General features: G+C 49.9%; 19 protein-coding genes. 7 read left to right on the top strand and 12 right to left on the bottom strand.

The window, feature by feature from the left end:
- Positions 1-30 precede the first annotated feature (30 nt).
- Positions 31-1,506 carry a hypothetical protein gene (locus F0L74_RS13865; protein ID WP_149838447.1) on the bottom strand — a complete coding sequence of 492 codons (1,476 nt, stop codon included), beginning with the start codon at positions 1,504-1,506 and terminating at the stop codon, positions 31-33.
- Positions 1,507-1,604: 98 nt separating this feature from the next.
- On the opposite strand from F0L74_RS13865, the gene F0L74_RS13870 reads away from it, so the two are divergent.
- Genes F0L74_RS13870 through F0L74_RS13880 form a run of 3 tightly spaced genes read left to right on the top strand, consistent with a single transcriptional unit; the run spans position 1,605 to position 3,971 of the window.
- A complete protein-coding gene (locus tag F0L74_RS13870; protein ID WP_149838448.1) occupies positions 1,605-1,871 on the top strand; it encodes a hypothetical protein in 267 nt (88 codons plus the stop codon).
- A gap of 52 nt (positions 1,872-1,923) precedes the next feature.
- Positions 1,924-3,237, top strand: coding sequence for a M23 family metallopeptidase (locus F0L74_RS13875; RefSeq protein ID WP_149838449.1), 1,314 nt, complete (start codon positions 1,924-1,926; stop codon positions 3,235-3,237).
- A gap of 5 nt (positions 3,238-3,242) precedes the next feature.
- Positions 3,243-3,971, top strand: coding sequence for a TVP38/TMEM64 family protein (locus F0L74_RS13880; RefSeq protein ID WP_149838450.1), 729 nt, complete (start codon positions 3,243-3,245; stop codon positions 3,969-3,971).
- 108 nt (positions 3,972-4,079) lie between these two features.
- On the opposite strand, the gene F0L74_RS13885 is transcribed toward F0L74_RS13880, so the two are convergent.
- Both F0L74_RS13885 and F0L74_RS13890 read right to left on the bottom strand, forming a co-directional pair.
- Positions 4,080-4,838 (bottom strand): MBL fold metallo-hydrolase, encoded by a 759-nt coding sequence (locus F0L74_RS13885; RefSeq protein WP_149838451.1) that lies wholly within the window; start codon positions 4,836-4,838, stop codon positions 4,080-4,082.
- Between the two features lie 104 nt (positions 4,839-4,942).
- Positions 4,943-5,359 carry a VOC family protein gene (locus tag F0L74_RS13890; protein WP_149838452.1) on the bottom strand — a complete coding sequence of 139 codons (417 nt, stop codon included), beginning with the start codon at positions 5,357-5,359 and terminating at the stop codon, positions 4,943-4,945.
- A 321-nt stretch (positions 5,360-5,680) separates the two neighbouring features.
- Here F0L74_RS13890 and F0L74_RS13895 point away from each other — a divergent pair, with 321 nt between their 5' ends.
- Positions 5,681-6,784: a hypothetical protein gene (locus F0L74_RS13895; protein WP_149838453.1), complete on the top strand. Its 1,104-nt coding sequence runs from the start codon at positions 5,681-5,683 to the stop codon at positions 6,782-6,784.
- A gap of 42 nt (positions 6,785-6,826) precedes the next feature.
- Here the strand turns inward: F0L74_RS13895 and F0L74_RS13900 are convergent, their stop codons facing one another.
- Positions 6,827-7,810, bottom strand: coding sequence for a GlxA family transcriptional regulator (locus tag F0L74_RS13900; protein WP_149838454.1), 984 nt, complete (start codon positions 7,808-7,810; stop codon positions 6,827-6,829).
- Positions 7,811-7,952: 142 nt separating this feature from the next.
- Between F0L74_RS13900 and F0L74_RS13905 the strand changes: the two genes are divergently transcribed.
- Positions 7,953-8,600 (top strand): dihydrofolate reductase family protein, encoded by a 648-nt coding sequence (locus tag F0L74_RS13905; RefSeq protein WP_246197702.1) that lies wholly within the window; start codon positions 7,953-7,955, stop codon positions 8,598-8,600.
- A gap of 225 nt (positions 8,601-8,825) precedes the next feature.
- Entirely contained in the window at positions 8,826-9,785 is a 960-nt protein-coding gene (locus F0L74_RS13910; RefSeq protein WP_149838455.1) for an MBL fold metallo-hydrolase, read from the top strand.
- A gap of 115 nt (positions 9,786-9,900) precedes the next feature.
- On the opposite strand, the gene F0L74_RS13915 is transcribed toward F0L74_RS13910, so the two are convergent.
- The 6 genes from F0L74_RS13915 to F0L74_RS13940 all read right to left on the bottom strand — a co-directional run bounded on the left by F0L74_RS13915 (position 9,901) and on the right by F0L74_RS13940 (position 19,695).
- Complete coding sequence (locus F0L74_RS13915; RefSeq protein WP_149838456.1) at positions 9,901-10,791, bottom strand: MerR family transcriptional regulator; 891 nt, start codon at positions 10,789-10,791, stop codon at positions 9,901-9,903.
- Positions 10,792-11,556: 765 nt separating this feature from the next.
- Positions 11,557-12,672: a glycoside hydrolase family 76 protein gene (locus tag F0L74_RS13920; RefSeq protein ID WP_149838457.1), complete on the bottom strand. Its 1,116-nt coding sequence runs from the start codon at positions 12,670-12,672 to the stop codon at positions 11,557-11,559.
- A 35-nt stretch (positions 12,673-12,707) separates the two neighbouring features.
- Positions 12,708-14,516 carry a RagB/SusD family nutrient uptake outer membrane protein gene (locus F0L74_RS13925; protein ID WP_149838458.1) on the bottom strand — a complete coding sequence of 603 codons (1,809 nt, stop codon included), beginning with the start codon at positions 14,514-14,516 and terminating at the stop codon, positions 12,708-12,710.
- A gap of 6 nt (positions 14,517-14,522) precedes the next feature.
- Positions 14,523-17,885 (bottom strand): SusC/RagA family TonB-linked outer membrane protein, encoded by a 3,363-nt coding sequence (locus tag F0L74_RS13930; protein ID WP_246197703.1) that lies wholly within the window; start codon positions 17,883-17,885, stop codon positions 14,523-14,525.
- 108 nt (positions 17,886-17,993) lie between these two features.
- The gene (locus F0L74_RS13935) at positions 17,994-18,923 is read right to left on the bottom strand and encodes a FecR family protein (protein ID WP_149838460.1); all 930 of its coding nucleotides are present in this window, start codon (positions 18,921-18,923) and stop codon (positions 17,994-17,996) included.
- Positions 18,924-19,101: 178 nt separating this feature from the next.
- Positions 19,102-19,695, bottom strand: coding sequence for an RNA polymerase sigma factor (locus tag F0L74_RS13940; protein WP_149838461.1), 594 nt, complete (start codon positions 19,693-19,695; stop codon positions 19,102-19,104).
- A gap of 178 nt (positions 19,696-19,873) precedes the next feature.
- Here F0L74_RS13940 and F0L74_RS13945 point away from each other — a divergent pair, with 178 nt between their 5' ends.
- Positions 19,874-20,614 (top strand): DUF4197 domain-containing protein, encoded by a 741-nt coding sequence (locus F0L74_RS13945; protein WP_149838462.1) that lies wholly within the window; start codon positions 19,874-19,876, stop codon positions 20,612-20,614.
- Between the two features lie 88 nt (positions 20,615-20,702).
- Here F0L74_RS13945 and F0L74_RS13950 read toward each other — a convergent pair whose 3' ends face one another.
- Entirely contained in the window at positions 20,703-21,101 is a 399-nt protein-coding gene (locus F0L74_RS13950) for an ACT domain-containing protein (protein WP_149838463.1), read from the bottom strand.
- A gap of 51 nt (positions 21,102-21,152) precedes the next feature.
- Positions 21,153-22,577 carry a PQQ-dependent sugar dehydrogenase gene (locus F0L74_RS13955; RefSeq protein WP_149838464.1) on the bottom strand — a complete coding sequence of 475 codons (1,425 nt, stop codon included), beginning with the start codon at positions 22,575-22,577 and terminating at the stop codon, positions 21,153-21,155.
- Positions 22,578-22,606 lie beyond the last annotated feature (29 nt).

Raw genomic sequence — 22,606 nt, forward strand, 5'->3', positions numbered from 1 at the left:
GCGCTATGGCTAAGTTACGATAGTTTGGGCTTACGGCTGTTTTTCGCAGTGGAACTGCTGCGGGATGGCCTGCATCTCCTTCCATATAGGATGCCCGCTTTCCTGCGGGGATACCTGGAAGAAAATAGCGGTACGGCCTGCTGCCGCGCAGTATTTGATATCTGCTACACAATGTAATGTCATTGGGCGCTGCGCCATATAATCCAGCATATCGATGCGGCCGGCATATCGCGTGCCGCCCGCTGCGCCCGGTTGAGGGGCCAGACTAACCCGCACGGGCGTTAGTTTTTCTTTTGGGATGTTACGCCGTTCTATGTTCCGGCCTATCAGGCCTTCGTAATACGCGGTCAGGTATTTTTGCAGCGCGGCGGCATCCGGAGCGGTTTTTCCTTCTACCCACCACAGGTATACATAAGTCCAGTAATCCGCTTTTCCCAACTCGCCCCATCCGGGTGCAAAGCGGACATGTTCTACGCCTTTTAAGGATATTGCCGGCGCAAAATCCGGCGGCAGGGCAAATACTTCGGAGGTCCAATTGGGAGGGGTTGGCAGGTAGTAGGGCGGGTTCCAGGTACGTGGATCCAGGATCTCCAGTTGCTGCTTGAGCCATTGTATACATTCCGGTTCATCTACAATAGACATGGCGGTGGGAGTACGGCGGCCGTCATTACGTTTACCGGGGCGCGTAGCCGCTACAAATTCCACTTTGTCATTACCGGCCAGCAACAGGCGGTTCACCAATTCCGTGGCATCCGGGATATCGGTATCATACAGGCTATTACGTTTTTCTGTTAGCTGCCAGTTAATATCCGTATCATAATACAAGCGCAGGGCGGTATGCCGCAGGTATAACTCATTGCCGGCGGTATCTGCCAGGTTAAACGGCGTGAGCGCCTGGTACAGGGACAGGTTATTCTTTAGATCACCAATGCCCTGCCGCAACGCGTTGGAAATGAACCGGGCATCTCCGGTCATTCCGGGATCATAGCTTTTGCTGATCTGTCTTTCACACCATTGCCACATGTTTATTAGATCCAGTGAACCATCTACCGTGAATATGGCTCTCGGCCGCACTGGAAATTTTTCCGGGTGTTGATAACATAATTCTGTATACCGTAACAGCGTGCTGCCGGCATAACTATAGGCCCCTATTGCGATCTTACTGGTATCAACCTTAAAACGGTTTGTTACATGCTGCAAAATGCTGCTGATACGTTGGGTAGTAGCAGTATCCAGGTATAGTGCTCCTTTTACGGAGGCTACTATGGTCAATATTTCATTGGTGCAGGTTACCTGCGGCAGCCGGGTTTCCGGTAATATACTTTCCGGCGGGCCAAAGCTGCAGAATAGTACCAGCACGCCCCTTATCACCGGGGATTCAGGTGGAATGGCTAAGTAATAGTTGGTAGCGTCTTTTGTATCAAAAACGATCTTTTGGCTGTTCTGGGCAACAGTGCTGGGGGCCAGCAATATCAACAGGGATAATAACGGGATCAGGCGCTTCATGGAATTTTAACGGGTTATTATAATGGCAATGTAGGAAAAATACCGGGCGCAAGCTAGCAATAATTTGGCTTATATTGCCTTCAGACACGGGAAAGGCTATGTTATTATTTACAGTGGAAGGCACTTTTAATGTACCCGGTCAGGGGCTGCTCATTGCCCCCGATCTTACTACCGGCAATGAGCCTGTAGGGAAGCGGGTATTGCTCATCCGGCCGGATGGCACTTCCCTGGAAGCGCCCGTGGCAAAAATTGTTGCTGTCTGGGGAGGGCCCAACAGCAGGAGCTCCCGCCACATCATGTTAGAAAGCAGTGTTAACAGGGCCGATATCCCCATCGGCACGGAAGTATGGTTACTCTACGAGTAACTACCTTTCTGGCGCGACAATTGTGATCCAAATACAGCGAAATCTACAGATTATGACCGATACGCGTTGGTATGCATTTTCCTGTATAATTACTGTTTTGCTGCTGGCGGCCTGTACTGCCTCTAAAAAAGGCCTGTTTACAAAGAAAACAGCCCATGAAGCTTATGCCGCCCGTATTACAGACGCCGGCCTGCAACAGACAGCGCTGGGTAATGCCTGGTTTACGGCTGCGCAAAAAGCGCTGGCCCGCCCGCTCACCGTTACGCTGCCTTATAAAGAGACCGGTTATTTTGCCGCAGAAAAACCGGATGCCGCCGGCTTTATGTTCAGCGCGCGCCGCGGCGAGCGGATAGACATTGCCGTAAGCGCCCAACCCGGCGGCCGGTTCCTGTTATTTGCAGACCTCTGGCAGCTGAATACGGGTACCGGCGATCCTACCCTGCTGGGCGCTGCCGATACCACTACCTGGCAACTACGGCACGAGGTGGAAAAAGACGGCCGCTTTGTACTGCGCCTGCAACCGGAGCTGCTGCGCGGCGGCAACTATACGGTTACCATCACCACGGCCCCTACCCTCGCTTTTCCCGTACCTTCCAAAACACGCTCCCGTATTGGCAGTTTCTGGGGCGATGCCCGCGACCAGGGCGGCCGCAAACATGAAGGTATTGATATCTTTGGCACATTCCGTACGCCGGTAGTGGCAGCGGCCAATGGTTATATAAGCCGCGTAGGCCTCAATAACCTGGGCGGTAAAGTGATCTTTATGCAGCCGGAGGGTAAAGACTATACGCTGTATTACGCCCATCTGGATTCTCAGCTGGTACGCTCCGGCCAGCAGGTAATGACGGGCGATACCCTGGGGCTGATGGGTAATACCGGCAATGCAAAAAATACGCCTACGCATTTGCATTTTGGTATTTATACCACGGGTGGGGCCATGGATCCCATGCCTTTTGTAAATGTAAACCGGACCGCACCGGCGGTGATCAGCGCCGATACCGCGCTCCTGCACAATAATGTGCGAAATAAAATGGCCGTATCGTTGCGGTCATCTCCTGCCGCTAATGGTACTCTTATTACCAAACTACCGGCTAACCAGGTAATGCAGGTACTGGCCGCTACAGATAAATGGTATAAAGTGCTGTTACCGGATAACCGCGAAGGGTTTGTAGAAAGCGTTACGCTTTCCGCGGAGCCCTACCGCAGCATCACCATAAAAAATGCCAGCGCCCTGTTAGCCATACCGGACAGCATCACCGCGGTACAGACCACTATTCCGGCAGGCGCCAGTATCCGCATACTGGGCGCTTATAATGATTATGATTTTGTGCGCTTCGAAGCCTTCAATGGCTGGATTAAACGTTAGGAACCATGCAAGCGAAACACCCACTCAGTAAAAAATCGCCCAAACCCAGTAAGCTACCCTTGTTCGTTTCCATAGGACTGCTGGTTGCCCTGGCTATCTGTTATTGGCAGATACCGGGTTTCCGGCATGCTTTACAGGATGCCTGGCGTATGCTGACGAATGATAATGAAAAGGAGTTCCGCCAATGGATCTCGCAATTTGGCTTTGCCGGCCCGGTGATCCTGGTACTGGTAATGGTGGTACAGATGTTCCTGTTTGTGATCCCCAATGTGCTGGTGATGATGATCGCTATCAATGGCTACGGGCCTTTCTGGGGATCTGTGATCTCTTTTGTGGGCGTATTTGCCTCCTCTTCCACCGGTTATATGATCGGCCGTTATCTGAGCCCCTCTACGGTGAGCCGTTTTGTGAGTGAAAAGAACCAGCATAAGATCAGCTCCTTTATTAAAGACTATGGCGTGGCTGCCATTGCCATTACGCGATTATCTTCCCTCTCTAATGATTCCCTGGGTTTTGTTACCGGGCTGTTAAAGATGGATTATAAAAAGTATATACTCGCCACCATGGGCGGTATTACGCCACTCATCGTATTGCTGGCTATTTATGGTAAGAATGGTAAAATAGAAAAAGCATTGATATGGGTAGCGGCTATTTCGCTGGCGGGGCTGATCGCTTATATCATCATTGATAAAAGAAGAAAACATAAAAAAAAGCCCCTTGCCGAAGTTGGTTAATATCCTTACCATCAACGAATCCGCATCAATAAAAAATGGCTTCGGACAGTGTTGTAATACTTATTACAAACCATTCGAAGCCAGCTGAAAAGAAGATCTATATAATTATCAGGGTTGCGCGTACCAATTGCGCAGGCGTACTTCAATACCTTTATTTCCTTCGTCTACTTGTTTTTTGAACGCGGTAATATCGCTTAGGCCGCCCTGGCCACGGTAGTGGTAAGGGTATACCACTTTGGGCTTAAAGGCCAGTACTGCATTGGCCGCCTCATTTACATCCATGGTGTAAGGCAGGTTCATACATACAAAGGCTACATCAATATCTTTTAGCGAACGCATTTCCGGTATGCCCTGGGTATCGCCGGAGAGATAGATATGTTTACCGCCTACTGTTAATACGTAGCCGTTGCCCCTGCCTTTAGGGTGACGGGACTCCGGGCCCTGTGGCAGGTTATACATGGGAATGGCGTTGATAGTGATGCCTGCCTGCGTGGTATTATCGCCGTTTTTCAGCACCACTGCTTTGGCTTTATCCGCTGCGCTCATCTTATCCACTACTGCCTGCGGCGCCACTATGATGGTGCGGGCCGTTTTTACGGCTGCCAGGGTAGCGGTATCAAAATGATCGCCGTGTATGTCTGTAATGAGGATCAGGTCCGGAGCGGCCAGTCCTTTAAAAAGCGGGGCGCCGCCGGAAGGGTCGGCATAGATGGTAACGCCCTGCATGGTCAGCACCAGGCTGGCATGCTGTACGGGCTGTATAGATAACGGGCCTTTGGCGGTTTCCAGCACATCCGCCTCCGGGCGTTGTGCAACGGCATTAACAGCCGCTAAGGCAAGGCATAGAACCAGGATACTGCATTTCATACTACGGTTAGTTATGTTCGCCTAAAATTACGCAAGTTTCTGCGTACCGGCGATAAGTTTCGTATAAGCGCGCACGTAACAAACGGCTCAGGCCGTTGGGGCTGCTAGCGGGCGGGACTAACACCACCCCAATCTTCCGGCGCTACGTCTGCAATGGATTGCGAAAACGTCCAATGGTGGCCTTCCAGGTCTGCTACGGAATATTGCCGCTCACCATAGGGAAAATCTGCCGGCGCCGCCAGGATGTTAGCGCCCTGTTGTTTTACATGTTCATAATGGCCGTTTAGATCCAGCACGCGGACCATGATGGCATGCCGGTCTTTTTCTCCCCCGGCTTCCTGTCCGCTCAGGGCAATGCCCCCGCCGCCAAAAGCCAGCTGCGCCCGGTGGTTGCCTACGCGCCAGCGCTCTGTAAAGCCAAAAGTGTTGCAAAGCCAGTCGATAGCGGCTTCCACATCTTTATATGCCAGCACGGGAATGATGGTGCAATCTGGCATGGAACGGTTCGTAAACTGGTTCATACAGCATGGTTTAAGGGAAGAAAAATTACGCAAATTTTCCCCTGTTTACCTACCGTTAAACACATATGCCAGGGGCTGACCAGCATCATGATAATTTCCAGCGTATTTATTACAATATTTGTTAAATTCGGTGAGGGAATGCCCAAAGCGTTATGAACACCACAAGCGACAGGATCTGTAACTGCGCACGTTATTGAACAAGAGTCACATCAAACCGGGAATGACATCCGCACCACATTGCTGCAGAACGGACAATGCACTACTACATCCATCATTTTGCACCCACTTAGTCTACATTTCATCAACCAAATAACACACTGTATGCAAAAAACTTTGTCCACTATTCTCCTTTCCGCCATTCTTTTATTGTGTATTAAAACCGGCGTACGCGCGCAGGGCTGTGTAGCCATACGTGGCAGCGGCCCCTCCTGTATGTTATTACAGGGCGATGATGAGCACGCGGATAAATGGCTTTTTAACATGGGCGCCCGTTATTTTAAATCGTACAAACATTTTAAGGGCAGACAGGAGCAGAAGGAACGGGTAGAACTAGGCACAGAGGTGATCAATCACCAAACGGCCATAGACCTGGCCTTAACCCGTATACTGAACGAGCGCTGGAGCGTAATGATAGATGTGCCGCTGCTGGCCAATGCCCGCTCCTCCCTGTATGAGCATGGGCTGGTAAATGGGGTGAACAAGTTTAACCAGCGCTACAGTATGCACTCCTATGGGCTGGGCGATATCCGCGTGGCGGTGTACCGCTGGCTGCTGGACCCTAAAAAACATACCCGGGGCAATATACAGGCCGGTTTAGGTATTAAGTTCGCCACGGGCGATTATGATTACCAGGATTACTGGCATAATGTAGGCCCCAACGGGGCCAAAGAGCTAAGGACCGTTGACCAGTCCATACAGCTGGGCGATGGCGGCACCGGCCTTACGGCGGAACTGAACGCCTACTATCACCTGGGCAACAAACTAGGCGTATATGCCAACGGTTATTACCTGCTGAACCCACGGGAGCAGAACGGGGTAAGGACCTACCGTGAGACCCTGACGCCTGCCCTGGCCAATGAGGCCATTTGCAGCGTGCCGGATCAGTATATGTTCCGGGCCGGCGCAGGCTTTACCTCCCGGAATTTCACCACCTCCGCCGGCGTACGGCTGGAGGGTATACCGGTAAATGACCTGGTAGGCGGCAGCGGCGATTTCCGCAGACCCGGTTATGTATGGTCTGTAGAGCCGGCAGTCTCTTATGCCATCAAAAAAACAAGGTTATTTGTCGCTGTACCAGTGGCCTTTGTACGCAACAGAACGCAGAGCGTAACAGATAAGGAAAGAAGCACGCCTACCAATAAGGTGAACGGGGATGCGGCTTTTGCTGATTATGTAGTGAATGCCGGGTTTTCCGTGAAGTTTTAATCTAATGGGGATGGCCTCCATGATCTATGTGGAGGCCATGCCTTATGCCACTACTGCTTCGTTGTTATATTTGTTCCTGTAGTCTATGGGTGACAGGCCGGTGATCTTTTTAAATACGGTGCGGAAAGATTTGGTATCCGCATAACCCACCTCGTACATCACTTCATTTACGTTCTTCCTGCTGATCTCCAGCAGCTTTTTGGCGGCCTCTATTCGTACGCGCTGTATGTATTCTGCAGGCGTGTTATTGGTAGCTTTTTTAAAGCGCCGGTCAAAATGCCGGCGGCCAATAGCGAATTTATCCGCCAGCTCATCCACCGATAATTTTTCTGTGAGGTTACTCTCAATGAATTCCTGCGCTTTGCGGATGGGCTCATCCTCGTGTTTCTTTTGCCCGTTAAACATAATAAAGGGCGACTGGCTTTTGCGGTCTATCTCCAGGGCGAAGTATTTGGCTATTTTAATGGCTATTTCACGGCTGGTATATTTTTCTACGATATAGAGCAGCAGGTTCCAGTAAGAGGTAGCGCCGCCGCTGGAATAAAGGCCACGTTCCTCCGTGATGATACGCCCATCCACCAGGGTCACCTCCGGGAACATATCCCGGAACTCGTCTGCCAGCACCCAATGGCTGGAGCACTCCTTACCGTTCAGTAGACCGGTGGCCGCCAGCAGGAAGGCGCCAATGCAAAGGCTGGCTATCTCTGCGCCCTGTTGGTGTTTGGCAATGAGCCAGGGTATATACGCCTTATTGATCTCTACCGCATGCCGGGGATCGCGGCCGCCCAGGGCAGGTATAATGATCAGGTCTGTATGTTCCACCTCCCCGATCAGCGCATCCGCATGCACAGAAAAGGAGCCGTTGATCAGCTTAACTTCCGGGGTCAGGCCTACCAGCTGTACGTTAAACAAAGCCGGCTGGCCGGTAGCCTCCAGGAAATTATTCACGGTATCAAACAGATAACGCGGGTCACCGATGGCCACAAGCACGGCTTCATTGGGAATAATGATGGAAACATGTTTCATCCTGGTAAAAGTTTAAGTGTTCATTTTAGATGGACCCTGCCGCAAAAGATCACGTGGAAACAAGCGGCGCCAGGCAAAGCCCATTGAGCGATCTACACTGAGGGCCGTAAATTACGAAAAAAGTCGAAACCGGCCCGCCTGTATGTCCGGTTTGCCCTCCCTCTCTCCTGCCCGTATGGGGTACCTTTGTCTCATGCGGAAGGTAATTGTATCTATGAACATCACCCTCAATGGTTTTATGGCCAGCGCAGATGGCGCGCTGGACTGGCATTTTCCTTTCTGGGACGGGGAGATGTCTGCGTGCATATCGCAGCAGCTGGATACAGCGGATACCATCCTGCTGGGACGGCGTAGCTACCAGGTTATGGCGGACTACTGGCCCTGTGCCGCGCGCGATCCCCTGGCCAATCCCACCGACGCTTCCATTGCGCGCCGGATGAACAGCTACCGCAAGATCGTTTTCTCCAATACCCTGGAACAGGCAAGCTGGCAGAATACCCGGATCATGGGCGGGGATATAGGCAATAAAATACTGGCACTAAAACAGCAACCCGGCGCGGATATGATCATTTTTGGCAGCGGCAGCATTGTACAATCGTTCATGCGCCAGGGGCTAATAGACGAGTATATGTTATGGGTGCACCCGGTGATCCTGCAGGAAGGCATGCCTTTGTTTAAAGATATACGCTACAATACCAATCTACAGCTGCTGCAATCCAAAGCCTTTAGCACAGGCGTGGTAATACTTTACTACAAAACGAGGTTACGGGTAGTAAAAAGCAGCGTATAAATGTAGACTGAACCATTCATTGCGTTTTCCCTATTGTCGCAACTTCCGCAAATTTCCCCTTTTTATCGCCGCTCCGGTATATTTCCTTCTGTTACCCGACCGTTTCATAAAATCCACACCAGCGGTTTGTGCAGCAATGGCCACACAGAGGGGTTTACCGGCATGCATGCTTTTTGCACATACCTATTGACAACCAAATTACGGGTAACGGCTAATACAATGTTTATGAAGCAAAAAAAGACCACGCCCATACAGGAAAACCTCTACAAAAAGTGGTTCCTTGTAGCGCCTGGAGTATGGGGCATTAAAGACATAATGGTCAATGTATATCTCATCCACGCCAACGCCGGCAATCACTGGGTATTGGTGGATACCGGGCTTCCCACTGCCGCGGCTAAAATACGGCAGGTGTCTGCCCACCTTTTCTGGCCACAGACCTCCCCCTCCGCCATCATTCTTACGCACGGGCATTTTGATCATACCGGCTCGTTAAAAAAGCTGGCTGAGGAATGGGACGTGCCGGTTTATGCGCATTACCTGGAAGCGCCGTATCTCACGGGCCGCTCATCTTATCCTCCTCCGGACCCTACTGCGGGCGGCGGATTGATGACATTACTTTCCTGGTTATTTCCAAAACATCCAAAAGATCTGAATGGGCGTCTTTTATTATTGCCGGAAGATGGCAGTATTCCGGGATTACCTGACTGGCGGTATATACATACGCCGGGGCACGCACCGGGGCATATCAGTCTTTACCGTGAACGGGATGGCGTACTGCTGACGGGGGATGCAGTAGTAACTACACAGCAGGAGTCCTTATGGTCCGTTATCACACAGGCGAAGAAGCTGTGCGGTCCTCCAAGATATTTTACGTGCAATTGGCATGAGGCGCAAAGAACCGTTCAGAAACTTGCAGACCTGGAGCCATCTGTAATTGCCAGCGGCCATGGAAAGCCAATGAAGGGCAATACAATGAAAGCCGCCCTGCACCGTCTGGCTGCAAACTTCGATACGGCAGCCAGACCATCGTCTGGCAGATATGTAAAAGAAGCGGCTGTAGCTGGTGTAAACGGCGTTGAATACCTGCCTGCACCCAATACCTCCCAAAGATGGCTGAAAGTAGGAGCAGCACTGGCCTTGATAGGCATTAGCGGATTGCTATACCGGTATACGAAGAAGAAATAAATGCTACATATGGAACCGGAGAACATCCTTTGACAACACAGCTGTGGCAAATGAACAAAACAATTAATGAAGGACAGTCTGTTTAACGTTTTCATTAAATCCTTAAACAGAATTCTCAATATTCCATTCCTAAAAGGTTTAATAATTCTTTTAACGGATAAGCATTACGTGGTAGTTTTATATGGGCGGCGAGCGGCACAGGCCCTGTGTAGTAGATCTTTTTGCCGGCAAATGTGCGCGCACATGTAGTTACAAAATGCTGGAAGCCTTTATCATCCAGCGAATTGGTAATACCTGTTACAATATAGTCAGGGTTTGTAATGCTGGTAACACGCTCCAGGTTATCCTGCGGAACAGCTTGTCCAAGGTAAATGGTTTTATAACCTCTTGCGCGAAAGGCGTAATTGTAAAACAACAAAGCCAGTTCATGCAGTTCCGGTTCTGGAAGGAATAACAGCACGGTGGGCGCATCCCTGGCAGGTACTACCTGTAACATCTCTGTAGCCAGGATCAACTTTTGCCGTACAATATTGGAAATAAAATGTTCCTGTGCGGGATTGATCGTTGCTGTTTGCCACATTACTCCTATGCGCTCAAAGAAAGGGAAGATCACATGGGCTACCGCCTTCTCAAAACCCATATTGATCACTACTGTCAGAAAGGTTTTATTGAACTGCGCCTCATTCAGTTCTATCATACTTAACAACAAACTTTCCTGGAAACCATCCTCCACTGGTTTTACCATCGTAAGCTCTGATAAACGGTTGATGATCTCATTGGGCGTCATCTCACTAACGGCAGAAATGCGGTAACCGTTCTTTAGCAGCAGGCTGATGTTGAGGATGTGGCGCAATTCTTCACCGGAGTAATAGCGGATGTTGGTGCCAGTCCTTTCAGGGCGAAGCACGCCATAACGTTTTTCCCACGTACGGATGGTATGGGCCTTGATGCCGGATAGCTTTTCAAGGTCCTTGATGGAATATTTGCCTACAGGATGAATAGTCATACGTTCTTTAAGCAGGTTTTTCTGCGTGTTTATCGGGCATGTATACGCAGGTGAAGTATATTTCAAAAATAATTTTATTTATTGAAACAACTGGCCTCAACAATCTGTTTATAGTATTACAGGGACTTCCAGCGTATAGTCCTGAACTTGTGCAGGTTATCTTTCTTTTTTCAGCTTTGTTCAATTTTTTTATTTAAACATTAAACACTATTTTTGAATCAGTTAATTCCATGTCCATGAAAAATTACTAAGAGCGAGCCCTTGGAATAACGACACCATATTACCATCAAAGCAATACGCAACCTACGAGAGATAAGCATACACTTTTAATTAAATGACCATAGTAAACCATGTAGTATGAAAGTATAAGTACTAGCAGCATTATTAGTACATACCATTTGCGGCCCGTGGTTCAGGGTATATGCAGCAGCTATTTTTCATAAGATCATTATATCCGGCGCTAATAAGCCGGGCAAAGATATTTATGCCTTCCTAAACGGGCGGTAGACATTGTGTATCCTATGAATACCTGTTGTTTAATGGGCATACTCCACAGTTCGATGGGCAGGGACAAGAGCATAGATTAAACGGGGAGGTCATCGGGCCACCCTTGTTCCCTGCTACTTTTAAAAGGGTTGATGCAACCCAACGAAACATCCCCATACACTTTGGTGCATGGGGATGTTCATTTAAGTGTATCCTGTTAATAGTTGCCTACCTGTACATTGTGTATCTACAAGATGTTTTCTGTTATATATTTTGCGGTCATTTCTCCGGCGGGCATACCTGCATCAGCATCACTGCGCTGCTGGCTTCATAAGACTGAATATTCCCTGTTGGGCAGGGTACCTTATAATTCCGGTAGGTAAGACCGCGCGTTGCATCGCGGTTGCCCCAGGCAGTATTAATATTCCTGCGGATCCAGGGCAGGTATTGCGGCTGGTTGGCATCTTGCACCAGCATCAGCATATACTGACCAAAGATAGCCTTTAATACGCCCTGCTCATTCCAGTCGCCCTCTGCTGGCAGGATGCCGTTGGCGTCACTCATGCTCTGCTGCGTGTAGTCTGCCGCCAGCTTTGCCTGCTCCAGGTAAGCGGGCTCATTTGTTTCCTTGTATAATAACACCGCTGCGCCAATAAAAGTACCCTGGTTATATGTGTAGTCAGACCAGCCTTTGTTGCCTTTGATATTGTTGTCTGCTACCCGGCCCTTAGCAGGATCAAAGAGATTATTCAACGACCAGCTGTATACATCCTTTGCTTTTTGCAGATAGGTCTTATCCCCGGTGATCTTATACAGCAGCATAGCGGCTATTACCGTGGGAAAATTGATGCAGGAATTTTTACCGCTGTGGTTAAAGTCCCAGAACATACCGCCCGCTACAGGATCGTAAGACTCGTCCCATACCCTTTTGAAACCAGCTTTTGAAAGATCCAGATACTGTGTTTCATTCGTGAGCTGGTAAGCCCTGGCCAGTGAAATGATCCACCACATCATATCATCATAAATGAACCATACCACTTTGTTGTTCCAGTTATACTGGTCATAGCGGCGATAGCCACCGTTAAAGATATCTTTGATCAACTGCAGCTGTGCAGGATCTTTGGTGCACTTGTAAGCGTTCATGGCCATATCCCAGTAAATGGCCTGTGTCCAGATGGCGCCAATGGATCTCTTTTCCGTTGTGGCGTAGTACAGCTGGTCTGCCGGGCTGTAGAAATACGTATTAAACGTATTGAAAGCGGCCGTGGCATCCTTATCTGTAAACGATACAACGGGTAATGGCGCGGGACCAGCCGGCCCGCCACGGCCGTTACTTTTGCCGCAGGCGGTGTATAATACCAGGTTCAGGGCCATCAAAAAGGATAGTCTGTTCATCTGCTGTTATTTATTCATGTTAGATACAATACTGCTTACCATCCCGGGTTCTGCACCAGTTCCTTATCGTTATTGATATCATCCGATGGGATAGGGAAAAGATAATGTCTTTTATTGAACACGCGGGTTTCAAAAGCCACTACTTTTAAAAAGTCCGGCAGGTCTGCGCTTATGTTTAAACCATACATAGGGCCATTCTCCGTTTGCTCTGCTATTTTCCAGCGGCGCACATCAAAAAAGCGGTTGTTTTCAAAGGCCAGCTCTACCCGGCGCTCCTTGCGGATGGCCTCCCGCATAGCGGCCTGTCCGGCGGGCACGGGCAATGTAGCGGAGCCGTATAAGGGAATGCCAGCCCGTTCGCGGATCAGGTTCAGGTATTTTAATACGTCTGCACTGCCTGGCGCGGCTTCGTTCAGACACTCCGCATAACTCAGGTAGACCTCTGCCAGACGCACCAATATCAGCGAGCGGTTGTTTATATCCCATGCGCCCAGACCCATAGCCTTACGCGCTACATAACCGGTAGGTGTATAATCGCCGCCGCCCGTTTGTTTGCCGGAATTGCCGGTGTTATATAAACGGGTGGTGATCTCACCGTAAGAGGTATTGAGCCAGGTACTGCCATCATAGGTAATGTTTACATAAAACCGCGGCTCCCGGTGCGTCCATTGGTTGTAAATGTTCTTGGTATGGGTATCATAGGGCGCCTGGAAATCCGAGAAGCCGCTGCTTACATAACCAGACTGCGGATCGTCTATGCTTCTGCCATTCTCCATAAAAAAGGCGTTCACCATATTCTGTGTAGCCCCCAGGCCGCCACTGCCGCGTACATCCCGCGAGCTGGCCCCGTTATGGTAAGGCGTTAACTCGTACTGGCGCGAGCCCAGCGAGTTACCGGGACGGGCCAGGATCACTTCCTTATTCCAGTCTGTGAGTATCACATCACGGCAGGAAAGATAAGGGTCAAACTCGCCGGCGGCGTTGTTCTTTTTAAACAGGTCATAAGTACCGGGTACAAACTGATCGATGAAGGCCTTATAAGCGTCTGCTGCTGTTTTCCATTTATTGGCGTCGTAGGTTTGATTGATCAGCTGTTTACCATCCAGGTTCTTCAATGCTGCCAGGTCTGCATTGCCGTTAAACAGGGGGCTGGCGCCATACATCAGGGCATTGGCACGGAAAGCCAGCGCAATCCCTTTGGTAATACGGCCATAATCCTGGTCATTGGCGGGTATTACGGGCAGGTTTTGCGCGGCCGTTGCCAGCTCGTCTGCAATATAGGACACGCATTCATCTATGGAATTACGCGGTATCTGCAGGCTGGTGTCCACAGGGGCCGGACGTTCCCCCATCACTACCACGGGGCCGTAGATACGCATCAGGTAAAAATAATACATGGCGCGTAAGGCCCTGGCCTCTGCTTTGTATTGCGTGATGAGGTTAGGTGTAAGGTCTGTGATCTGGTCCGCATTCTCTATAAATACGCCGGCAGCGCGGATGCCTTTGTAAAAATTGGTCCAGTAATCCCGTACAAATCCGGAGTTGGCGTCCCAGTTGCCAATGTTCACATCGTTGGATTGCACAAAGCCCCATACATAATCCGCCTCGTCACAACCACCGGTCCACAAACCACGGTTCTCATTATCGCCGGGGTTGCGTTGCCCAAATTCATCGGGTATGCGGGCGTATACATTGTTCAGGAATTTCTGCGCCGTGTTCCAGGTGCGGAAGGTTTCTTCTATGGTCAGACGGTCATCCGGTACCTGATCCAGGTATTTTTTACAGGAGGCCAATAGCACCAGGGCCAGGCATGCGTATATCAGTTGACGAAAAAAGTTCTTCATACGTAATTAAAATTTTAAGTTCACACCCATAGATATTGTGCGTACGTTGGGATAAGAAGACCCGTTATTGGTATTCAGCTCCGGATCCCAGAGCTTAAACTTGCTGAACGTAAGCAGGTTAATGCCTTGCAGGTAAATGGAGGAATTGCGGATACCCAGCCTGCGCAGGAAATTAGCCGGTAGGTTATAGGCGATCTGCGCAGATTTAAGGCGCATAAAACTTACATCCTTTACCCACCAGGAGCTGGCTTGTGTATTGTTCTTATTTTCTGCTTCGCCATATGCCAAACGTGGGTAGAAGGCATTGGGATTGGGATTCTCTGGCGTCCAGCGGTCTACGGCTATTGCATAGGCATTCGTGAGGCCACCGCCGCCGTTAAAGGGAATGATGGCAGAACCAGACAGCAACCGGTCCGCATCTGACAGTCCCTGGAATAGCACCCCTATGTTAAAGCCTTTATATCCTATATTAAACCCAAAGCCGTATACAATGGCGGGTACATCTCCACGGCCAATCTTTGTCACATCGTAAGCATTGATGAGGCCATCACCGTTCAGGTCTTTATACTTGATATCACCGGGTTTTACCATGGAGCGGTCGCCGGGCACAGCGCTTTTGGCTATTTCGTCATCACTCTGGAACAGGCCTTCTGCTACATATCCATAACGGGCCAGTATGTTGTTACCGCGGTGATCCATCCATGGAAACGCCTGCGGCGGACGGTCGTCTTCTATCAGCTTGTCTTTGTTATAGGTGATATTGCCCCGCAGGGAAATGTCCACCTGCCCTATTTTAGCAAAGTACTCCAGCGACGCGTCAATGCCTTTGTTGTCCACTATACCCAGGTTGCCATACTGCTGGTTCTGCAAACCCATAAAGTTCACGTTGGAGGCCCGCTGCAGGAAGATGCCTTTGCGGTGTTCCTTAAACAGGTCTACAATAATGGATAAGCGGTCGTTGAGCGTGTGCAGCTCCACGCCCAGGTCCTGTTTGTTGGAGACGGACCAGCGTACATCCGTAGCGTAACGGTTGATGCTGATACCGCCTTTATTCCCCGGCTGTTTACCAAAAGAATATCCCAGGTCGTTATCATTGAGCTTGGTGATGTACAGGAACCTTTCATTGGTACTGCCTAAACCGGTATTACCATTGGAGTAACGGAATTTGAGGAAGCTGATCACCGGTTTTATGCCCTCGAAGAATTTTTCGTTGGATACCAGCCAGCCTATGCCCACCGCAGGGAAAAAGCCAAAGCGGTTACCGGGCGCAAACAGTTCAGAACCGTTATAACCAAAATTAAATTCCGCGAAATAGCGGTCGTCAAAAGAATAGGCGGCTTTACCGGCATAACCCAGGTAACGCTCCGGTATGGAGTTGATGAAATCACCGGCCAGCGTATTTGTTTTATCGCTGGAGTAGAACAGCCCTAAGCCGGTTACACGGTGTTTGCCAAAAGCCCGGTCATAGTTGATGGCCGCTTCCGTATAGAACTGACGGGTGGTCTGCCGCTGATCATCTGCTTTATCAAAACTCAGGTACTCATCCCCCGTAAATGTTTTTACCAGGTTAAGACTGCCATCCGGCTTATAGGGGTTAGTCTGATCCGGGAACCAGGTATCTTCCCGTTTGGAGCGGATAATATAGTTCTGGTTATAGGTATCAAAGGCAAACATTGCGGTAGCGCTGAGGCCCTGCGCAATAAAATCCAGCGCCTGTGTAGCCCGGAGGTTGGAATACAGCTGGTTCTTAAACTCATTGCGGTAGCCACGCCGGGTAAGGTCCGCATAAGGATTGCGGAAGCCGCCGTTGGCAGACTGTCCCGGCACCAGCCCGCCGGGGTACATGATGGGATAAGCCACGGGGGCGGCATCCATAGCGCTCTGGAAAATATCGCCACTGTTGATACCGGGATAGTTGCCGTTGGAGAAATAACCCTGTAAACCTACATCCAGGCGGGTGGTTTTGGTAAGCCGCAGGTTCAGGTTACTGGTAAAGTTATAGCGATTGTATTTTAAGGAGGAGTTGTACCGTGCCAGCTCATCTGTTTTCAGGAAACCTGTCTCGTTAAAATAACCCAGGGAGACATAGTACTGCGCATTCTCCACGCCGCCGCTGGCATTGAGGTTAGCGCTGCGGGTATGGCCAAATTTATTGAATACGGCATCCATCCAGTTCACATCCGGATACAGTAAGGGATCTGCGCCGGATCTTGTTTTATCTATATACTCCTGCGAGTATTTTGCATTCTGGTTACGGGTGGTAAGCGCTTCGTTGGCGAGGTCCATATAGGTGATGCCATCCAGCATCTCCGGACGTTTAGTAAAGGTGTTCACGCCTTCGTTGTAGTCGAAGTAGATCTGCGGTTTACCTATCTTACCGGTCTTTGTTTTGAGCAGTATAACGCCATTAGCGCCACGCACACCGTATACGGCGGTACCGGCAGCATCCTTTAGGATGGTAAAGGATTCAATGTCTTCCGGCGAAATGTTGTTGATAGAACGTTCCACGCCATCTACCAGGATCAGCGGCGTGGCTTTGTTGCCGTCTCCAAAGGTGGAGATACCGCGGATCCAGATATCGGCGCCGCTTTTGCCCGGCTCGCCGGAGCGCTGCACGCCTACAACGCCCGCTATACGGCCGGCCAGCATGGTAGAGATGTCTGCCGCCGGCTGCTTGAATTCCGTTGCTTTAATAGTGGATTGCGCACCTACCAGGCTTACCTTACGCTGGGTGCCAAAACCAACCACCGCTACCTCGTTCAGGGCACGGCTGCCAATCTTTAACTGTACATTAATGCTGGTTTGATTGCCAACTGTTACCTCTGCGGTTTCGTAGCCAATAAAACTAAATGCCAGCACTGCCTGCGGCGATTGTACGATCAGCTTAAAGCGGCCGTTATTGTCTGTGGAGGTCATGGTACTAACGCCTCTTACCGCTACGCTTACGCCGGGCATGGGCTGCCCTTTCTCATCCGTTACGATACCTGCTACTACGATATCCGCGCGTTTCCCGGCAGTCAGGGCGCCAGGCGTTGTTACCGGCGCACGGCTGATGACCACAATGTTGTTGACTTCCTTAAATACCAGGAATTTGTCTTTGAGCAATTCCTGCAGTACCCTGTCCAGTCTTTCTTTGGAAAAACGCCGCTCTGCAATGGGATAAGCGAGCAGCAGCTGTTTGTCATACGCAAAAGTGACTTTGGTTAATTCCTGCAGTTGTTTGATAGCGGATTCCAGGGAACCGCTTTTTAAGGTGATGGTGACCGTGGTGGCTGTCAGCACCTGCCCGGGCCCCGCATATGCAGGAAAAAAGGACATGGTTAACAGCAGAACAAAGGCCAGCGTTCCTTTCCGGAGCTTTGTGTGCATTGTTTTCATACGTGAATTTGTCTTTTAGTGGTCGTATGAAACCTTGACGGTTTCATACATGCCTTACGTGAAGGGAGGATATTTAAATTTTGGTTTTATGTACGTGGATCATTCGTATAACAGCACCTGGTTGCCGTTGCGTTTTATCTTTAGCTGGTGGATGGCAGCCAGTACTTCTATAGCGGCAGCAGGCGGCATATCCAGCTGCAGTTCTGTGGTATACCTGTTTTTTGTGACGGGCGCCTGCGTGGTGATGATCTTTATGCCGAAGTTCTTTTCCACCAGCACGCTCATCTCCTCAAAGGATACATCGTTCAGCAGCAACTTACCCTGGGTCCAGGCTATCTGGTCTGTGGCCAGGGTTTGTATGCTGGTATGGCCGTCCTGTTTATCGTACACCAGTTCCCTGCCTTTTTCGAGCAGGCTGGCGCCTGTTTTACCGGCCACGCTTACTTTACCTGCCACAACCGCCACGCTTAGCTTATGGATGCCGGTATAGGCGCTTATATTAAAAGCGGTGCCTAAAACAGTAGTGGTGAGGGGACCGCTTTCCACAACAAACGGGCGGCGGGTATCGGGCGCCACTTCAAAGAACACTTCCCCGTCTACCAGTTGCAGCCTTCTTTCCCGGTCCCAGTCCTTTGAGAGCAGCAGGGTGGAGCCGGCGTTGAGCGTAAGCGAAGTACCATCCTGCAGGCGAATGGTGCGGCGCTCCCCGTTAGCGGTATGATAGGCGGTATATTCTCTGGCTTGCGGGCCCCGGAGCAGGAAATAGGCCATACCGGCCCCCAGCAGCATCAATACGGCCGCGGCGGCCCTTACCCATGGCCGGCGATAGAAAACCCTGGTTACCCTGATCTCCGGTTGGATCATGCGCCAGATCTCTGCGTGCAGCTGGCGCTCTTCCTGTGCCGGCAACTCCGCGGGCACAGCGGCGTCAAAGGACGCGTACCAATCGTCTATAGCCCTGGTCTCCTGTGCAGCAACCTGTCCTAAGAGGTAGCGTTTCAATAGCTGTTTGATCTTGCCTGTTTCCAAATGGTATGCGTTTTTATTTTCCTTATATCAAAAACCATTGTTTGGTACCAGCCGGTACCCGGATTTTTTTAAAAAAAGTTTTGCGGAGGGAAAATGCCGGTCTGCAACAGCCAGGGACAAAGAGGACAACCACCCGGCCGGCGCCAGTGGAAAAGATGGGTTAGGGTAAATTTGCGGGCTACCTGTTGTGCATACAGTACAGGCAGAATAATACAAGGGCCCAGGCTCCCGGCGTTTGGGACTGCAGGGAGGCGCGGAGCCGTTTCAACGCTTCTGTCAACTGGTTCTTCACCGTTTGTTCGGAAAGCTGCAGTTGCTGCGCTATCTCAGTAATAGAATAATCTTCTTCGCGGCTCATCCGGAAGATCTGCTGCATACGGGCGGGCAATTTGCTGACCGCTGTCTCTATCCGTTGTTGCAGTTCCTTGGTTTCCAGCTCGTTTGAATATACTTTGTCAAGGATATCGAAAAAGGAAGGATCCCTGATCTCTGCACTGTTAAAGGCATAATGGCTGATGACCCGGTATTTGATGGCGGCAAACAGGTATCCTCCTATATCTGCGCCAGCTTTCAGCTCAATATGCTGTCTCCTGCGCCAGAAGGTGATCATCACCTCCTGCACCATATCCTTGGCATCATCCTTATCTACGCGTTGGCAGGCCTTTATATAAAGCGCTTTCCAGTATTTATCATATAATACCTTAAAAGCGGCCGTATCATCCCCTTTTACGGCCCGCAGCAACTCGTCATCACTCATCAGGTTTTCTTGCATAATGATCGGGATCAAACGTACCTGACAAAAATAATATTCTGCGTTTATTGCAGGGCATAAAAAAAGCGGCCGTTGACAGGCGGCCCTTTTATGTGGGTAAAATAATTAATACGAATAACTGATATATACCCGGATATTTTAGGGGAACATTATCTTTGCCTCCTGTTAATACATCTATATGAAAAAAAGGCTACTCTCCTGTTCCCTGCTATTAGTGTTATTTTCCGGCTTGTTTACGGGTTGTGAAACTGCGCAGCAGATCATGAACAACCTGCCGGCCGCTACCAGCGGCGGCCTTAGCTCCGCACAAATTGTGGCGGGCTTAAAAGAAGCGCTCACCATCGGTACCCAGAACAGCACCAACCGGCTGTCTGCCGTTAATGGCTTCTTTGCCAATGCTGCCCTGAAAATACTGATGCCGCCTGAGGCGCAGAAAGTAGAATCCACCCTGCGCAGCGTAGGTTTAGGCAGCGTGGTGGATAAAGCTATCCAATCCATGAACCGTGGCGCAGAGGAAGCCGCTAAATCCGCAGCGCCTATTTTTGTGAATGCCATCAAATCCATGAGCATTACAGACGCCGTAGGCATTTTAAAAGGCGGTGATTTTGCCGCTACCAATTATTTTAAACAAAAAACTACCAGTGCGCTGACCACGGCTTTCCGTCCGGCAATCGAGAGCGCGCTGAAGAAAGTGGATGCTACCAAGTACTGGGCAGATGTGTTCACTGTATACAACAAGTTCTCTAAAACGCCTGTGAATACAGACCTTACCGGTTATGTGACCGATAAAGCGGTAGCAGGTATTTTCCAGGAGGTATCACTGGAAGAGCAGAAGATCCGTAAGGACCCGGCCGCCCGTGTAACCGACCTGTTGAAGACCGTGTTTGGCAACAAACAAGGGACTACAGTTGGACAATAAGTAAAAAAATTAAAAGGGAAAAGGCTGTCTCAAATGTTATGAGACAGCCTTTTCTTTCACAGCTCAGCGTAAAAGCGTTGTTGACGCTTCAGGTTATTCTGGTTAATGCGTTTAACGCCTGCATGGCTTTGTCTGTCGCGGCTTCCGGCACAAAGATGTGATCGTGGTAAAAGGCTGCTACTATGTTGCAGCTGATGCCTTCATCCGCCAGGGCTTTTGATACAGCGGCGGTTAACCCTACTGCTTCCAGGGAGGAGTGCACCGTTAAGGTGATCCAGGCCGCTATAAAGGAATAGGCCAACCCCTGGGCGTCTGCCAGGCTTTTGCGCACGATCACCGTCATGCCTTCTTTTTCCCGGAAAAGGCAGATCAGATCCCTGGTCTCCAGCTCCGTATCGTGACCAATGGTACAGAACACGTACTCACCCTTGTTCAGTACAGGCTGCATAGTGCGGAGCAAGGTGGCCAGGTTGGTTTCTCCTGTCATAACGGTACATTTTAATGAATACGATCGTTTCACTAAAATTACCGAAAAGTATTACCATTTACCACCGTGGTGGCCATGGCCGTTATCGTCTTTCTTATCCGCCACCAGTTTCCATATCTGACCGGTATTGCCGGAAGGGCCAGCCATACTGGATACTGCCAGGTACAATTCACCATCCCAATCCTGTCCAAAACCTTTCAGATAATGCTGCAGGTTATCAGGGTAGCTCTTTAATGTGAGCTCTTCAAAATCCCAGAGGCCGCTTCCACCACCCGGTGTGGCCATAAACAATTCTGCATCTGCCATATTTTCTGAGCGGGCAAAGGAACCAAAGATATATTTTCCGCCTAGCCAGGGGATATCATGACCGCGGTATACGTTACCGCCTATGATGGTAACTGCCCTTCCGCCCTTGGGATTTTCTGCATTGTTCAGTTCAATTACCGGGTCTATAAGCATATTGCCAAATGTATCTTTTACGGGGCATCCGGCCAGTTCCATTTCATTATCGGCTGCATTAAAGCAATGCGTGCCTTCTTTTACATTCCATCCATAGTTGCCTCCTTTTTTAACTACATCAATTTCTTCATACAGTACTTGTCCTGCATCGCCCAGGTATAACCAGTGTGCGCCGCCCATATCAAAGGAGAAGCGATAGGGATTGCGGAATCCGTATGCATATATTTCATCTTTACCCTGCTTGCCTACAAATGGGTTGTCGCCCGGAATGGCATAGGGGTTTCCGTGGTTCACATCAATACGCAATACATTGCCAAACAGGTTGGAATCTATATCCTGTCCGTTACCACCGGCATTTGTCTTATACCAATCCATCACATGGCCCGGCGCAACATCGTCTGCGCCTCCGCCATCACCTATGGAAATGTACAGGTAGCCGTCCCAGCCAAATGCAAGGGTGCCGCCGTTATGGTTAGACTGCGGATCATCGAGCTGCAGTATCACTTTCTCTGTGCTCATATCGGCCTTGTTGGGATTACTTGCATCCACTTTAAATTCTGCGATACGGCTCAGGTTGTTCCATGCACCACCTCCCTGTGGGCCACCAGCGCGCGGGGGGAGCGTGTAGTAAATGTAAAACTTACCGTTATGCCGGTAGTCAGGATGAAAGGCCAGACCCAATAGTCCGCGTTCATCATAATTACCATCCAATGCAACCATCTTGCCGCTTACATCGAGGAAAGGCGTTGACAACTTATTGCCATTGTCATCTACGATCCAAATCTTTCCTACCTGGTCAATGATAAATAAGCGTTTGCTGTTGTCTGGCGCTGTGACCACTCCAAGCGGGGATACAAGGTTATCGGCAATAAGTTTTGCATCTACCGTTTTAGAGGGCCTGTCATCATGTTTTTTACAGGCAGGTAAAACAATCAAAACAGCCAAGAATATTGTCATTAAAGGGCCGGCAAAACTGCGTAGCAGCCCGCAGTTGGCATTAGTGGAATTGATCTTCATAAAGAATTGATTTTAGATTGTTAAAAAAT

The organism is Chitinophaga agrisoli (genome assembly GCF_008386695.1).
Classification (GTDB): Bacteria; Bacteroidota; Bacteroidia; order Chitinophagales; family Chitinophagaceae; genus Chitinophaga; species Chitinophaga agrisoli.

Coding starts and splice junctions, on each gene's coding strand:
- F0L74_RS13865 (WP_149838447.1), bottom strand. CDS start 1,506: ATGAAGCGCCTGATCCCGTTATTATCCCTGTTGATATTGCTGGCCCCC.
- F0L74_RS13905 (WP_246197702.1), top strand. CDS start 7,953: ATGTCCGGTTTGCCCTCCCTCTCTCCTGCCCGTATGGGGTACCTTTGT.
- F0L74_RS13910 (WP_149838455.1), top strand. CDS start 8,826: ATGAAGCAAAAAAAGACCACGCCCATACAGGAAAACCTCTACAAAAAG.
- F0L74_RS13940 (WP_149838461.1), bottom strand. CDS start 19,695: ATGCAAGAAAACCTGATGAGTGATGACGAGTTGCTGCGGGCCGTAAAA.
- F0L74_RS13880 (WP_149838450.1), top strand. CDS start 3,243: ATGCAAGCGAAACACCCACTCAGTAAAAAATCGCCCAAACCCAGTAAG.
- F0L74_RS13925 (WP_149838458.1), bottom strand. CDS start 14,516: ATGAAGAACTTTTTTCGTCAACTGATATACGCATGCCTGGCCCTGGTG.
- F0L74_RS13955 (WP_149838464.1), bottom strand. CDS start 22,577: ATGAAGATCAATTCCACTAATGCCAACTGCGGGCTGCTACGCAGTTTT.
- F0L74_RS13875 (WP_149838449.1), top strand. CDS start 1,924: ATGACCGATACGCGTTGGTATGCATTTTCCTGTATAATTACTGTTTTG.
- F0L74_RS13895 (WP_149838453.1), top strand. CDS start 5,681: ATGCAAAAAACTTTGTCCACTATTCTCCTTTCCGCCATTCTTTTATTG.
- F0L74_RS13930 (WP_246197703.1), bottom strand. CDS start 17,885: ATGCACACAAAGCTCCGGAAAGGAACGCTGGCCTTTGTTCTGCTGTTA.
- F0L74_RS13885 (WP_149838451.1), bottom strand. CDS start 4,838: ATGAAATGCAGTATCCTGGTTCTATGCCTTGCCTTAGCGGCTGTTAAT.
- F0L74_RS13870 (WP_149838448.1), top strand. CDS start 1,605: ATGTTATTATTTACAGTGGAAGGCACTTTTAATGTACCCGGTCAGGGG.
- F0L74_RS13945 (WP_149838462.1), top strand. CDS start 19,874: ATGAAAAAAAGGCTACTCTCCTGTTCCCTGCTATTAGTGTTATTTTCC.
- F0L74_RS13915 (WP_149838456.1), bottom strand. CDS start 10,791: ATGACTATTCATCCTGTAGGCAAATATTCCATCAAGGACCTTGAAAAG.
- F0L74_RS13950 (WP_149838463.1), bottom strand. CDS start 21,101: ATGACAGGAGAAACCAACCTGGCCACCTTGCTCCGCACTATGCAGCCT.
- F0L74_RS13900 (WP_149838454.1), bottom strand. CDS start 7,810: ATGAAACATGTTTCCATCATTATTCCCAATGAAGCCGTGCTTGTGGCC.
- F0L74_RS13920 (WP_149838457.1), bottom strand. CDS start 12,672: ATGAACAGACTATCCTTTTTGATGGCCCTGAACCTGGTATTATACACC.
- F0L74_RS13890 (WP_149838452.1), bottom strand. CDS start 5,359: ATGAACCAGTTTACGAACCGTTCCATGCCAGATTGCACCATCATTCCC.